Genomic DNA, 14,049 nt, shown 5'->3' with positions numbered 1-14,049 from the left:
CGTCCAAACCACCACGCCCACCGGCCACACCTACACCTCCACAGCACCGGCCCTCCCGGGCACCCCGGCCCCCCGGCAGCCCGCAGGGGAACTCATCGAATACCGCGGCCAACGCCGCAGAACACGACTCCTCCAACACCTCAAACCACGCAAAACCGCATGATGCTTCGGACGGATTCACCGTCTCGAGGGCGTCGATACCGGCCTCAACATGGCGTATGTCAAGTGTGCGTTTCAGGCAATGATCTCGTCCAGTGCCGGCCCCAAACTGGGGTGACGGAAGCGGAATCCGGCGGATTCCAAAACCTTCGATGTCGCGTGCCGTCCCGTAAGTCCCAGTGCGGCGTCCGTCCGCAATGCGAGGGCGCCGACCTTCAGCAGGGGAGCGGGGGTGGGCAGCGCAAGTCGCTTCAACGGGCCGGGTGCGAGGCGCGCGCGCAGCAGTTCCATGAGTTCGGCATTCCGAACAGGTTCCGGCGCCGCGGCAATCACCACTCCCTCGGGCAGTTCGACGCCGGGTTCCAGGCCAAGCGCGGCGCGGACAACGGCCAACCAATCCTCCAGGTGGATCCAGCTGAACCACTGTTGTCCGTCGCCCACGGTGCCGCCGAGGCCGGCGCGCGCAAGCATGGCCAGCCGGTCGTAGGCGGGACACTCCTGTTCCAACACGATCGACGTGCGCAGGACCGTCGTGTGGTCTGCATGCGCCCTCTCGGCGGCAGCCTCCCAGGGTCGGGCGACGCCTGTCATCTGCTCCAGCGCGGCAGGTCCGACAGGCAACGGGGAGCCTTCATGCATCCTGCCTTCACCGGCGTCTCCGAAGATTGCGGTTGTGCTGCCCTGCACCCAACGGGTCACCGGACGCTCGAGCGCCGCACTGGCTTGGGTCAAGACACGGGTGGCGTTGACACGCGAGCTGCGCAACGCAGCGATGTTGGCCGCGGTAGGAGGCGCGTCGACCAGTTTTCCGGCGAGATTGACGACGGCGACCGGCCCGTCATGCGAGTCCTCGCTATCGTGGTGTCCCAGTCCCTTTGCCCGCCCGAGTTCCTTGGTCCACGCACCTACATCCCGGCCGTCCCACCACGCTTGCCGGAACGGCGATTTGGGATCCGGATGGCGGCTGAGCAGAACAACGTCGTGTCCGCGGCAGAGCAGATCAGCTGCCAAGCGGCTTCCAAGGAAGCCGGAGCCGCCCGCGATGACGATCTTGAGGTCGCGTGTGCGGGTTCCGCCGGCCAGCCGATAAAGATGTGCGCAGTTCGCGGCGAATCCGGAAGCCAGGGGTTTGGCGGTGGTTTCCGCGAACACGGCCGAACCGTGCCCGTTGATCGATACCGTCTGGGCGAGTCGAGTCCCGCCGTCAACCGGCTCCAGCTCCCAGCGAATCGCGAGTCCGCCTCCGGGCTGGTCCTGCCGCCAGGCGATCAACCGTTCAGGGTCGAGATGGGTCACGACGGCGGGAGGTGCGGTGCGGGCATGGATGGCGCCCAGCGCGCGCGGATTCGGAACGTAATCCAGGCCCGTCCCCACCGCGAGGGATGCGCGCGGGGTGAGCGACCGGACGGCGCGGTTCCAGCGCGGCAACATGGTGGGGTCACCCACCACAGTCCACAGTGTCTGCGGCGAGAGGGCGAGGAAGTGTGCTTGGGTGCGGGACCAGGACATGCCCTCCACCCTAGTCGTGGACGTAGTAAAAAACCGCTGGCGACCGTCCCGGGGGGAACGGTCGCCAGCGGCAGCGGGTGGACGGTAGGTTCACCGTCCGGTCGCACGCTTGTTAGGCGGCGCGCCTCTTGGTGATGAAGCCCCAAATGATGAGGACCAGAAGTGCGCCAATGATGGCCCAGAACCACGAGATGAGATCGAAGAAGCCTGCGGTCCCGCTGCCGAAGAGGCTACCGATCCAACCGCCAATCAAGGCGCCAATCACGCCGAGAATCAGTGTTGCGATCCAGCCGCCGCCTTGCTTGCCGGGCAGGATCAGTTTGGCGATGGCGCCCGCGATGAGGCCGAGAAGCAGAAATGCCAGGAAATTCATGCGATTTTCCTCCCTATATGGCCGTCCCGTCCGGAACGGTTTGTTGGTGCGCCGGCGACGGTGGCCACCGGTGTGACTCTCGAAACGTTACCAAAAGGTGGGCTCAGGGTATCCGTAACGTCGCAAATCAACCACATATTTTGGTGTGTTCACCGGGACTTTCCCGAACCGATGCCGAGCCGTCGGGCGGCAGACGTGGGTTATGCCTGCGGCTCCGGGAATTCGCCGTCATCCGTGTCCCGCCCGGGCTCGCCCCCGGCGTCCTGAAGCTCGCGATCCGCGGTCACCTCATCCGTGTAATTGGCCAGCGGATGCGGGGGCATGTGGTCCATCAGTTGCCTGGCGGCATGGGGCCAGCTGATCACGCCGGAGCGGCGGCGAGGCTACGCCGCTATGCGGTCATGCCGAATGCCAGGTGGAGCACAAAGACGCGGTAGACGTCGCCGTGGAGCATGACCCGGCATCCGGTGGCGTCGTCGCGTACCCAGACGACGCCGTGGGCGGGAGCGGTGGCCTCCACGCGGCCGCGGTAGTGGACATCGTTGAAGCGGCGCGCCTCGACGGTGTCCCCGGGGCCAAGCGTCCGAAGATCCTGGATGTGGCTGACCGAAACGCTCATGGTGTGTTCCTCGCGGATGGTGCGGATGCTGATGCCCCAACTCTCGCGCCACGTTGTTACCGCACGGTTTCCGTGCGGTTAGACATGGGTGATTTCCGTCTTGCGCCAGTGTGTTGTGCGCCACCGCGCTCATGGCACCGCGCGGAAACGGCGCCCCGGCCGGTGGGCCGGGACGCCGTCGCGCCTTGGGTGAAGACTAGCCGCGTGGAGCGGTGGCCAGTTCCTCGCCGCCGACGTGGCCCTCCATCAGGGAGAACTCCGCTTCGATCGTTTCGTTTCTGCGGTACGTCGCCTTGGAGACCGCGACGGCGGCGATGGTGCTCAGGATGAAGCCCGGAACGATCTCGTACATGGAGCCGGCCAGCGCGGGGATGTTGCCCCAGACGAACACCGTCACCGTGCCTGTGACCATGCCGGCCAGCGCGCCCATCGACGTCAGCTTGCGCCAGTACAGGCTCAACAGGATCAACGGGCCGAAAGCGGCGCCGAATCCGGCCCACGCGAACGCGACCAACTCGAGGATGGTGGTGTCCTTGTTCAACGCCATGAGCGATGCGACCACGGCGATGACCAGTACGCCGAGGCGCCCGAGCATCACCTGCTTCTTGGGCGTCGACTCGCGGCCGACGATGTTGTAGAGGTCCTCGACCAGGGCGGAGGAGCAGACGATCAACTGCGAGGAGATAGTGGACATGATGGCCGCCAGCACGGCCGCCAGGACCAGACCGGCCACGAACGGGTGGAACAGGATCTGCGACAGCAATAGGAACACCGTTTCCGGATCATCCAGTGACAGGGCGGGATCGGAGGCGAAGTACGCGATGCCGATCAACGCGGTGGTGACGGCGCCGATGGAGGTCAGAACCATCCAGCCGATGCCGATGCGACGCCCGGCCTTCGCGTCCTGCGGGGTGCGCAGGGCCATGAACCGGACGATGATGTGGGGCTGCCCGAAGTAGCCCAGGCCCCATGCGGCGGTGGAGAAGATGCCCAGCGCCCACAGCAGGGAGTTGCCCTCGCCGAAGCCCGCGAAGAGGTTCAGTGCCTCGGGGTTGATCTGCTGGATGCGTTCCACTGTGGCGCCGATCCCGCCGGTCTGGAACACCGCGACGATGGGCACGGCGATCAGGGCCGCGAACATCAGCAGTCCCTGGGCGACGTCGGTCAAGGTCGCTCCGAGGAAGCCGCCGAACAGCGTGTAGACCAGTGTCACGATGGTGACGGTCAGCATGCCCGCGAGGTAGCTCCAGCCGAAGGAACCCTCGAAGAACTTGCCTGCGGCGACCATGCCGGAGGACACGTAGAAGGTGAAGAAGATGAGGACCACCACGGAGGCGGTGATTCGCAGGACGTGCGACTTGTCTTTCAGACGCTTCTCGAAGAAGCTCGGAATGGTGATCGCGTTCTGCGAGACCTCCGTGTAGGAACGCAGCCGCGGGGCAACGAACTTCCAGTTGAGCCATGCGCCGATGGTCAGGCCAATCGCGATCCAGGCCTCGATGAGTCCGCTGACGTAGATGGCGCCGGGGAGCCCCATCAGAAGCCATCCCGACATGTCCGAAGCGCCGGCGGACAGGGCGGCGACGCCGGGCTTGAGTTTGCGTCCCGCAAGCATGTAGTCATCGAGGTCGCTGGTGCGCTTGAAGGCGAAATAGCCGATGGCCAGCATGGCGGCCAGGTAAACGCCGATGGCGAATAGCTGGAAAGTCTGGTCAGTCATTTTTTCCTTGGGTTGAGGGACTCACGGTGTGAACCTGCGGCGTCGGTGGCGTCGGTGGCGTCGGGGCGCCCGGCTGCCTCCAGTGTTGCACTCTCCGGTCGAAGCGTGTGACGGCAGTCACCGTGACGTTATCTTTCCGTGATCATTTTAGCCGAGGAGGAGGCCAGTCCGACCGCTTCCTTGAGCAAGGCCCGCCGGACCGCGGCGATCGCGGGATGCGCGGCGCTGGACCTGCGCATCGCCGTGAACACCGTACGCTGCGGCAGGCCGGGAAGGTCGACGAGTCGCACGGCCGCCTCGCGCTCGGACCAGACCAGGTCCGGCAATAAGGCGACGGCGTTGCCGGACTCCACGAGCCGGACATGTGCCTGGAGGTCAGCCGTCTCGTAGCGGACATCCGGCTCGAATCCCGTCGACCGGCAGGCCTGCTCGGCCCAGTGGCGGGAAGCGGCGCCGTGCGGCTCCATGACCCAAGGCAGGCGCGCCGCCTGGGCGAGGGACCCTACCCGCTGGAACTCGGCCGGAATCCCCGGGCCAGCGTGCGACCGGGCGGTCGAGTCGCCGTCGTCTTGCCGGCCACCCTGCGGCGGGCCGGGCAGCGCCAACCGGATCTCGTCGTGGATGAGTGGCTCGCGATCGAGTTCCGTGTAGTGGGGCGCCGAATGCCCCGGGTACTGCTCGGCCACCACGAGGTCGAAATCGCGTGCCCAGGTCTCGTGCAGCGCGGTCTCCGGTTCGTGTTGGACCATCTCCACCCGCACCGCGCCGTGCGATTCCCGCAGCGCGCGCAAGGCGTTGGGTACCAGCGCCAAGGCGGCCGTCTGGAACACGGCCAGACGCACGGTCCCGCCGACGGTCTGCGCCGTCGCGGCGAGCGCGGATTCGGCGCGCTCGAGCGATTCCAGGAGTTCCGAGGTGTGGGCCACGAGGACCTGGGCCTGGGGAGTCAACTGCAGCCGGCGCCCGCTCTTGCGGAGCAGCTCCACCCCGGACTCCTTCTCCAACAGGGAGAGCTGTTGGGACACCGAGGAGGGGCTGTAGTTCAATGCGGCGGCGACCTCGGCGACCGTGCCGCGGATGCTGAGCTCGCGCAGGAGTCGCAGGCGTCTGACGTCGAGCATGCGGGGGCTCCCGGGGGGGTCGGGCAATCATTCGGTTTCACCGAACAATACCGTTCGGAAAAGATCGCTTTTGCTTAACCTACGTCGGCCGGATACTTGTGTCCAAAGGGCCCTAGCGCGCGCCACCATCGGCGGGCGGGGCCAGCGCCCCCATCCCGAAGGAGCACCCAGCCAGTGACGACCCCCACCACCCCGGCCACCGCATCCATCCGACCGCAGGACGTCGCCGACGACGCCGTTGCGCTGGTCCGCCATTGGCTAACCGAGGGTGCGAAGGTCCCGGTCGATGCCTCGGGCGAACAGCTCGCCGGCGTCCTGAAGGACCCCAACGGGCTGGACTTCACGGTCGGGTTCGTGGACGGCGTCGTCCGTCCGGAGGACCTCTCGGTCGCCGCCCGCAACCTGAAGGCGATCGCGCCGAAGGTCCCCTCGTTCCTGCCCTGGTACATGAAGTCCGCCGTGGCTCTGGGCGGCGCCATGGCACCGGTTCTCCCGGGCGTCGTCGTGCCGATCGCCCGCCGCGTGCTGCGCGAGATGGTCGGGCACCTGATCGTCGACGCGACCGACACCAAGCTTGGGAAGTCCATCGCCGCCGTCCGGAAGGACGGGGTGAACCTGAACGTGAACCTGCTCGGCGAGGCCATCCTCGGCGAGGGCGAGGCCGCCCGGCGCCTGGAGGGAACGCGCCGACTGCTGGAGCGCGACGACATCGACTACGTGTCCATCAAGGTCTCCTCCACGGTCGCCCCGCACAACCACTGGGCCTTCGACGAGGCCGTCGGCCACATCATCGAGAACCTCGCCCCGCTCTACCGGCTGGCCCGCGGGTCCTCGCCCCGGAAGTTCATCAACCTGGACATGGAGGAGTACAAGGACCTGGACCTGACGCTCGCGGTGTTCATGGAGCTGTTGGACCGCGAGGAGTTCCGCGGCCTCGAAGGCGGAATCGTGCTGCAGGCCTACCTCCCGGACGCGCTGTCCGCCATGATCCGACTGCAGGAATGGGCGGCGAAGCGCACGGCCGAAGGCGGCGCGCCGGTCAAGGTCCGTCTGGTCAAGGGCGCCAACCTGCCCATGGAGACCATGGACGCCGACGTCCACGGCTGGCCGCTCGCCACGTGGAACAGCAAGCAGGAATCGGACACCTCCTACAAGGCCGTGCTGGACTACTCGCTTCACCCCGAACGGATCCGCAACGTCCGCCTCGGCGTCGCCGGCCACAACCTCTTCGACGTCGCGCTGGCGCACCTCCTCGCCGAGGGGCGCGGAGTGTCCGCCGACGTCGAGTTCGAGATGCTGCTGGGCATGGCCACGGGCCAGGCGGAGGCCGTCAAGCGCGACGTCGGTTCGCTGCTGCTCTACACGCCGGTGGTCCACCCCGCCGAGTTCGACGTCGCCATCGCCTACCTGATCCGCCGCCTCGAGGAGGGGGCCAGCCAGGAGAACTTCATGTCCGCGGTGTTCGAGCTCGAGGGCAACGAGGCGCTCTTCGAGCGCGAGAAGAACCGTTTCCTCGCCTCGTTGGCCGAGTTGGGCGACGAGGTCCCCGCCCCGCACCGCATCCAGGACCGCAACACGTACGACGCAGATGCCGCCACCGCGGCGGTCCTCGCCCGCGCGGCCGAGCAGGAGGACGCCGGGGTGCCCGCGGGCTACGGCAACCCGGTCGCGACGTTCGACAACACCCCGGACACCGACCCGGACCTGCCGGCGAACCGCGCGTGGGGCCGCCGGATCCTGGAGCGCGTGCCGGGCTCGGAGCTCGGAAACGCCACCGTCGCGGCGCACACCCTGACCACCACGGACGAGCTGGAGGGAGTCGTCGCCGCCGCCACGGGTGCGGCCGCCGCGTGGGGAGCGCTCTCCGGCGCCCGGCGCGCCGAGGTGCTGCACCGCGCCGGGGTCCGCCTGGAGGCCCACCGGGCCGAGCTGCTGGAGGTCACGGCGTCCGAGTGCGGCAAGACCTTGGACCAGGGCGACCCCGAGGTCTCCGAGGCCATCGACTTCGCGCACTACTACGCCGAGCTGGCCAAGAAGCTGGACCAGGTCGACGGCGCCCGCTTCGTTCCCTCGAAGCTGACCGTGGTCACCCCGCCGTGGAATTTCCCCGTGGCGATCCCCGCCGGGTCCGCGCTGTCCGCGCTGGCGGCCGGCTCCGGCGTCGTCATCAAGCCCGCGGCCCAGGCGCGCCGCAGCGGCGCCGTCATGGTCGAGGCCATCTGGGAGGCACTGGACGAGGCGGGCATCGGCCGCGAGATCCTGCAGTACGTGCAGCTCTCCGAGCGCGACCTCGGCACGGCGCTGGTGTCCCACCCCGCCGTCGACCGGCTGATCCTGACCGGCGGCTACGAGACCGCGCAGCTGTTCCGCTCCTTCCGCCAGGACCTGCCGCTGCTCGCGGAGACCTCCGGAAAGAACGCCCTCATCGTCACCCCGTCCGCGGACCTGGACCTCGCCGCGCGGGACGTCGCGCAGTCCGCGTTCGGGCACGCCGGCCAGAAGTGCTCCGCCGCCTCGCTGGTGGTGCTGGTCGGATCCGTCGCCACGTCGCGCCGCTTCCACCACCAGCTCGTCGACGCCGTGCGGTCCCTGAAGGTCGGCTACCCGGTGGATCCGCAGACGCAGATGGGCCCGATTATCGAACCGGCCGGCGGGAAGCTGCTCCGCGGGCTCACCGAACTCGGCGAGGGCGAGAAGTGGGAGCTCCAGCCGCGCCGGCTCGACGGGACCGGCAAGCTCTGGAGCCCCGGCCTGCGCTACGGCGTCCGCCGCGGATCCGAGTACCACCTGACGGAGTACTTCGGCCCGATCCTTGGCGTCATGACGGCGGCGACCCTCGAGGAGGCCGTGGAGATGGTGAACGAGGTCGACTACGGCCTGACCAGCGGGCTGCACTCGCTGGACCCCGACGAGCTCGACTACTGGCTGGAGAACATCCAGGCGGGCAACCTCTACGTCAACCGCGGCATCACCGGCGCGATCGTGCGCCGGCAGCCGTTCGGCGGTTGGAAGAAGTCGGCCGTCGGCGCCGGCACCAAGGCCGGCGGGCCCAACTACCTCGTGGGCCTCGGCTCGTGGAAAGACACACCCGCGGAGGCGTCGCCCGCACCGGCGACCGTTCCCTCGGGAGCGCCCGCACGACTGCTCGACGCCGTCCGTTCGGCGACCGTCGGCGGGTCCGCCGGCCTGGACACGAACGACGCCGATTGGCTCGCCGGGGCGCTGGCCTCCGACGCCGCCGCGTGGAGGTCCGAATTCGGCGTGGCCAAGGACGTGTCCGGCCTGCAGGCCGAGCGCAACATCTTCCGCTACCGCCCCGTGCCGGTCACCGTGCGCTACGAGGCCGGAACGTCCGGCCGCGGCGTCGCCGAGCTGGTTCGGGTGGCCGCGGCGGGGCTGCGCGCCTGGGACGACGCCCCCGCCGCCGGCCCGGGCCGTGCCGGGGCGCGGATCACCGTGAGCACCGGCGTCGAACTGCCCGAATCCGTTGCCGGGGCGTTGCGGACGGCCGGCGTCGTGGTGGCCGTGGAGGACACGGCCGAGTGGGCGGCGCGGGCCGCGCGCCTCGCCGAGCGCACCGGACCGGACTCCGCCGCGCGGATCCGCCTGATCGGCGCGCCGGTCGCGGCGACCGCCGAGGCGACCGGCGGCAAGCCGGACGTCGCGCTGTACGCGAACGACGTCGTCTCCGCGGGGCGCGTGGAACTGCTGACGTTCCTGCACGAGCAGGCCGTGTCCATCACCGCGCACCGGTTCGGCACGCCGAACCACCTCAGCGACACGTTGATCTAGTCAACGACCCAGGGCCGGCAACAACCCGGTTCCGACAACGAAGAAGCGCCCGGCGATACCATCGCCGGGCGCTTCTTCTATGACAGCTCGGCGCGGACGGAGTCGAGCGTCGGCTCGGTCGCGGAGCGGTTCCAGGGCATGCGTCCCAGGACGTCGGCCATGGGGCAGATGTTCGCGAGCGCCGTGGCCGCGAGGGCGCCGGCCACCCCGCCGGCCAGCAGGCGCAGGTTGGGGGAAACGAACTTGCCGCCGAGCAGGCCGGCCAACACGAGCGAACCGGCGGTCAGCCGTACCTGGCGGTCCATGGCCCAGACCTGTTTGCCGCGCACGACCTCGCCGCCGTGTTCCGCGAAGCCTGGAACGCCGCCGTCGAGCACGGTGGCCTCGAGGCCGACCGCAGCCAGGGCCTTGCCCGCCTGCTCGGCGCGGGCGCCGGTCTGGCAGGCGAGGACCACGCGGTTCCCCTGCAACGACGCGGCGAGTTCCTTCGCATGGGCGCCGATGATCGGCAGAGGGATGTTGATCGACGACGCGATGCGCAGGGACTCGTGTTCGGCCGCCGAGCGCACATCGAGCACCCGCACGTCGGGGTGGAGGGAGCGCCATTCGGCGAGGACGGCGGGGGCGATGGTCGAAGTGGTCATCCTCCGATCATCCACGCAAGACGCCGCCCTCCGCAAAGGGCGGCGTCATGCCGCGAGATCTCCGCGGCTCCTGCTACTCGGCGTCGTGGTCCGTCTCGAGGATCGTGACGAGCGCGTCGAGGGCGGCCTCCGCGTCGGCGCCGTCGTCCTCGGTCCGGAGCACGACCTTGGTGCCGTGCTCGGCGCCCAGCCCCATCAGCGAGAGGATGCTGGACGCGTCCAGCGCGTCGTCCACCGGCTCGCCCTCCAGGGCGATGGTGACCTCGACGGGCTGCTCGGCGGCGGCCTCCGCGAAGATGGCGGCGGGCCGCGCGTGCAGGCCGACGCGGCTGGCGATGGTGGCGGTGCGTTCTGCCATGGTGTTTCTCCTTGGGTCGGGTGTTCGGTTCGGTGGACGGATGGGTGGTTTCGCGCCGCTCAGAGTCCGAAGACGTCGAGCTCGGGCAATTCGGTGCGGACGGCGATCCGCGCCTCGTCCGCCGAAGCGGCGGCCAACGCCAGCCTAGCGATCCGCTGCGCCCCGGCAAGGTCCACGGTCTTGAGGATGGCGGCGACGGCGGACAGGGCGCGCTGGTTCATCGACAGCGTCGACACCCCGAGTCCCACGAGAACGACGGCGAGGGCCGGGTCAGCCGCGGCCTCGCCGCACACGCCCACCGGCTTGGCGCCGCCCGCCGCGGAGGCGCCGCCGTCGCAGGTCGCCTTGATCAGGTGCAGGACGGCGGGCTGCCACGGGTCGTTCAGCTCGGCGAGGGCGCCGAGCTGGCGGTCCGCGGCCATCGTGTACTGCGTGAGGTCGTTCGTGCCGATGGATGCGAACTCAACCTCCGCGGTCAGCTGCCGCGCCATGACGGCGGCGGAGGGGACCTCCACCATCACGCCCGGCGTCTTCAGCCCCGCCTCGGCGCACATCGCCGCGAACGCGGCTGCTTCGGCCGGGGTGGAGATCATCGGCGCCATCGTCCACACGTCGGCGTCCGAGCCCTCGGCGGCCTCGGCGATCGCGGACAGCTGGCGGGCCAGGACGCCCGGGACGGCCGCGTCGGTCCGGTAGCCGCGGACCCCGAGGGCGGGGTTCGGCTCCGAGTCGTCGGTGAGGAACGGCAGCGGCTTGTCGGCGCCGGCGTCCAGCGTCCGGACCACCACCTTGGATCCCCCGAAGGCGTCGAACACGGCGCGGTAGGCCGTAACCTGTTCGTCGTGGGCGGGCTCGGTGTCCCGGCCCAGGAAGCAGAACTCGGTCCGCAGCAGGCCCACGCCCTCGGCTCCCGCCGCGGCGGCCACGACGGCGTCGGCCCCGCTGCCGACGTTGGAGAGCAGCGGGACGCGGTGCCCGTCGGAAAGCCCGCCGGTTCCGTTGAAAGCGGGCAACTCGACCCGGGACGCGTAGGCCTCGGCGAGGGCAGCCTCCTCCGGTCCGGGGCCGCGCACCACGGTGCCGCCGATCCCGTCGACGAACACGGAGTCGCCGTCGGCCAGCGCCACGGTCTCGCGGGCGGCGACGATCGCCGGGAGCCCCAGCGAACGGGCGATGATCGCGGTGTGCGACTGCGGTCCGCCGTCGCTCGTGACCAGCGCCAGCACGCGCGCCGGGTCGAGGGTGGCGGTGTCCGCGGGAGCCAGGTCGATGGCGCAGAGCACGAACGGTTCGTCGGCATCGGGAATGCCCGGCGCCGGGACGCCGCGCAGTTGCGCGACGATCCGGGCGCGGACGTCCAGGACGTCCGTGGCGCGTTCGGCCATGTAGCCGCCGAGGGCGCCCAGCTGGGTGGCGACGGCGTCCGCGGCCTCCCAGATGGCGGACTCGGCGGTGGTGCCCGAGGCGACCAGCCTGGTCGCCGACTTCAGCAGCGTCCGGTCGGAGGCCATCAGGGCGGTGGCCTTCAGCACGGCCGCGGCGTCCCCGGTGGCGGCGGCCGCGCGCTCCTTCAGGGCCGCGGCGACGGCGCGCGTGGCCTCGGTCAGCCGCTCGGTTTCCGCCTCGGCGGTGACGCCCTCGGGGAGCGGGGCGCCGTCGGCCGGAGCCGTGATGGGGTCCGGCATCCGGCGGACCGGGCCGATGACGCGCCCGGCGCTGACGCCGACGCCTTCGAACGTCTCGCTCATGCCGCCACCTTCTTTTCGCCAGCCGCCTCGACGGCGGGGGACTTGCGGGCGTAGCGCTTCAGGGCGATGACGGCGAGCGCCGAGACGATGACGCCGACGGCGACGGAGATCAGGAACATCGCGATGTTGCCGATGGCGAAGAAGACGAAGATGCCTCCGTGCGGTGCCTGCGAGGTGACGCCGGTGGCCATCACCATGGCGCCGGTGACGCTGGCGCCGAGCATGCTGGCCGGAATGACGCGCAGCGGGTCGGCCGCGGCGAACGGGATGGCGCCCTCGGAGATGAACGCGGCTCCGAGCAGCCAGGCCGCCTTGCCGTTCTCGCGCTCGGCCAGGGAGAAGCGGCGGTGGTCCAGGGCGGTGGCCAAGGCCATCGCCAACGGCGGCACCATGCCGGCGGCCATGACCGCGGCCATGATCTCCCACGGGGCCTGGTTGGCGATGGAGCCCGTGCCGAGTCCGGCGACGGCGAAGGAGTAGGCGACCTTGTTCACGGGTCCGCCGAGGTCGAACGCCATCATCAGGCCCAGGATGACGCCGAGCAGGATGGCGGCGGTTCCGGTCATGCCCGTGAGCCAGTTGTTCAGCCCGGTGGTCAGCGAGGCGATGGGTCCGCCGAGGAACAGGAACATGGCACCGGAGGCCAGGATGGAGCCGAGCAGTGGGATGATCACCACTGGCATCAGGCCGCGTAGCGCGCGCGGAACCTTCCAGGAGCCCATCCAATGGGCCACGACGCCGGCAAGCAGCCCGCCGACGATGCCGCCGAGGAAGCCGGCTCCCATGAATCCGGCGACCGCGCCGGCGGTGAACCCGGGGGCCAGCCCGGGGCGGTCCGCGATGGCGAAGGCGATGTAGCCGGCGAGGACCGGGACCAGGAAGCCCATGGACAGGGCGCCGATCTTGAAGGCGACCGCGCCGAGGTAGGCGGCCAGTCCGCCTTCGGGCAGGTTTCCGAAGTTGTTCTCGAGGACCACGGTGTCGGCGACGTCGGTGATGTCGTAGCCGCCCAGGAGGAAGCCCAGGGCGATCAGCAGGCCGCCACCGGCGACGAACGGGATCATGTAGCTCACGCCGGTGAGCAGCGCGCGCTTGAGCACGGCGCCGAACCCTTCCTTGCCGCCGTCGCCTGCGAACTCGGAGTCGCCGCCCGCGCCGTAGCCGGTGACGCGGCGGGCGTTCGGGTCCTTGGCCGCGGCCAGGGCCTCGGCGACCATCTCGGCGGGCTCGTCGATTCCGCGCTTGACCGGGGACTGGACCACGGGCTTGCCGACGAAGCGCTCCTTGCCGCGGACGTCGACGTCGACCGCGAAGATGACGGCGCCGGCAGCGGCGATGATGGCCGGGTCCAGCGGCGTCGCGCCGGAGGATCCCTGCGTCTCCACGTGCAGGTCGACGCCGGCGTCGGCCGCCGCGGCGACCAGCGAGTCGGCCGCCATGTAGGTGTGGGCGATGCCGGTGGGGCACGCGGTGACGGCGACGAGGACTGGACGCTCCGGCGTCGTGCCGGTGTCCGTGGTGATTGCATCGGGGACCGGCGTGGCGGCGGCGGGGGCCGGGCTGACGGCGTTCTCGACCAGGGCGACGATCTCCGCCGGCGTCGTGGCGGCGCGCAGGGCCGCGGTGAAGTCCTTCTTGACCAGCGAGCGGGCCAGCTTGGAGAGCAGCTTCAGGTGTTCCTTGTCGGCCCCCTCCGGCGCCGCGATGAAGAAGACGATGTCCGCGTCGCCGTCCTTCGCGCCGAAGTTCACCTTCGGATCCAGCCGGGCCATCGCGAACGTGGGTTCCAGCACGGCGGTGGAACGGCAGTGCGGGATCGCGATGCCGCCGGGGACGCCGGTGGCGGTCTTCTGCTCGCGGGCCACGGCGTCGGCGTAGAGGCCCTCGAAGCCGCTGGCGCGCCCGGCTCCCACGACCAGTTCCGTGAGGCGGTGGATCACATCGGTGCTGGTCGAACCGAGGTTCGCGTCCAGCAGGACCAGTTCTTCGGTGATAAGTCGGGACAT

11 protein-coding genes are annotated in these 14,049 nt (G+C 69.9%); 1 reads left to right on the top strand and 10 read right to left on the bottom strand.

Annotated features, from left to right (window positions below; all coding sequences use genetic code 11):
* Window positions 1–234 precede the first annotated feature (234 nt).
* The 6 genes from ACHAAJ_RS12050 to ACHAAJ_RS12025 all read right to left on the bottom strand — a co-directional run bounded on the left by ACHAAJ_RS12050 (window position 235) and on the right by ACHAAJ_RS12025 (window position 5,501).
* The gene (locus ACHAAJ_RS12050) at window positions 235–1,668 is read right to left on the bottom strand and encodes a DUF1731 domain-containing protein (RefSeq protein WP_435728412.1); all 1,434 of its coding nucleotides are present in this window, start codon (window positions 1,666–1,668) and stop codon (window positions 235–237) included.
* A 112-nt stretch (window positions 1,669–1,780) separates the two neighbouring features.
* The gene (locus ACHAAJ_RS12045) at window positions 1,781–2,041 is read right to left on the bottom strand and encodes a GlsB/YeaQ/YmgE family stress response membrane protein (protein ID WP_435728410.1); all 261 of its coding nucleotides are present in this window, start codon (window positions 2,039–2,041) and stop codon (window positions 1,781–1,783) included.
* Between the two features lie 200 nt (window positions 2,042–2,241).
* Window positions 2,242–2,373 carry a hypothetical protein gene (locus ACHAAJ_RS12040; RefSeq protein WP_435728408.1) on the bottom strand — a complete coding sequence of 44 codons (132 nt, stop codon included), beginning with the start codon at window positions 2,371–2,373 and terminating at the stop codon, window positions 2,242–2,244.
* Window positions 2,374–2,432: 59 nt separating this feature from the next.
* A complete protein-coding gene (locus ACHAAJ_RS12035; RefSeq protein WP_435728406.1) occupies window positions 2,433–2,660 on the bottom strand; it encodes a hypothetical protein in 228 nt (75 codons plus the stop codon).
* Between the two features lie 196 nt (window positions 2,661–2,856).
* Window positions 2,857–4,380, bottom strand: a complete 1,524-nt coding sequence (gene putP, locus ACHAAJ_RS12030; RefSeq protein ID WP_435728404.1) for a sodium/proline symporter PutP — start codon at window positions 4,378–4,380, stop codon at window positions 2,857–2,859.
* Window positions 4,381–4,508: 128 nt separating this feature from the next.
* A complete protein-coding gene (locus ACHAAJ_RS12025; RefSeq protein ID WP_435728402.1) occupies window positions 4,509–5,501 on the bottom strand; it encodes a LysR family transcriptional regulator in 993 nt (330 codons plus the stop codon).
* Between the two features lie 174 nt (window positions 5,502–5,675).
* On the opposite strand from ACHAAJ_RS12025, the gene ACHAAJ_RS12020 reads away from it, so the two are divergent.
* Window positions 5,676–9,293 (top strand): proline dehydrogenase family protein, encoded by a 3,618-nt coding sequence (locus ACHAAJ_RS12020; protein WP_435728401.1) that lies wholly within the window; start codon window positions 5,676–5,678, stop codon window positions 9,291–9,293.
* A gap of 77 nt (window positions 9,294–9,370) precedes the next feature.
* Here the strand turns inward: ACHAAJ_RS12020 and ACHAAJ_RS12015 are convergent, their stop codons facing one another.
* The 4 genes from ACHAAJ_RS12015 to ACHAAJ_RS12000 all read right to left on the bottom strand — a co-directional run bounded on the left by ACHAAJ_RS12015 (window position 9,371) and on the right by ACHAAJ_RS12000 (window position 14,049).
* Entirely contained in the window at window positions 9,371–9,937 is a 567-nt protein-coding gene (locus ACHAAJ_RS12015) for a rhodanese-like domain-containing protein (RefSeq protein WP_435728399.1), read from the bottom strand.
* Between the two features lie 73 nt (window positions 9,938–10,010).
* Window positions 10,011–10,295, bottom strand: coding sequence for an HPr family phosphocarrier protein (locus ACHAAJ_RS12010; protein ID WP_435728397.1), 285 nt, complete (start codon window positions 10,293–10,295; stop codon window positions 10,011–10,013).
* 59 nt (window positions 10,296–10,354) lie between these two features.
* Window positions 10,355–12,043 carry a putative PEP-binding protein gene (locus ACHAAJ_RS12005; RefSeq protein WP_435728396.1) on the bottom strand — a complete coding sequence of 563 codons (1,689 nt, stop codon included), beginning with the start codon at window positions 12,041–12,043 and terminating at the stop codon, window positions 10,355–10,357.
* Window positions 12,040–14,049, bottom strand: coding sequence for a PTS fructose transporter subunit IIABC (locus ACHAAJ_RS12000; protein ID WP_435728394.1), 2,010 nt, complete (start codon window positions 14,047–14,049; stop codon window positions 12,040–12,042). Before ACHAAJ_RS12000 ends, ACHAAJ_RS12005 begins: the two co-directional genes overlap by 4 nt.

It is taken from the genome of Arthrobacter arnarulunnguaqae, from assembly GCF_051262515.1.
Classification (GTDB): domain Bacteria; phylum Actinomycetota; class Actinomycetes; order Actinomycetales; family Micrococcaceae; genus Arthrobacter_N.
Note: the sequence above shows the minus strand (reverse complement) of the source record. Positions and strands in the feature narration are given on the sequence as shown.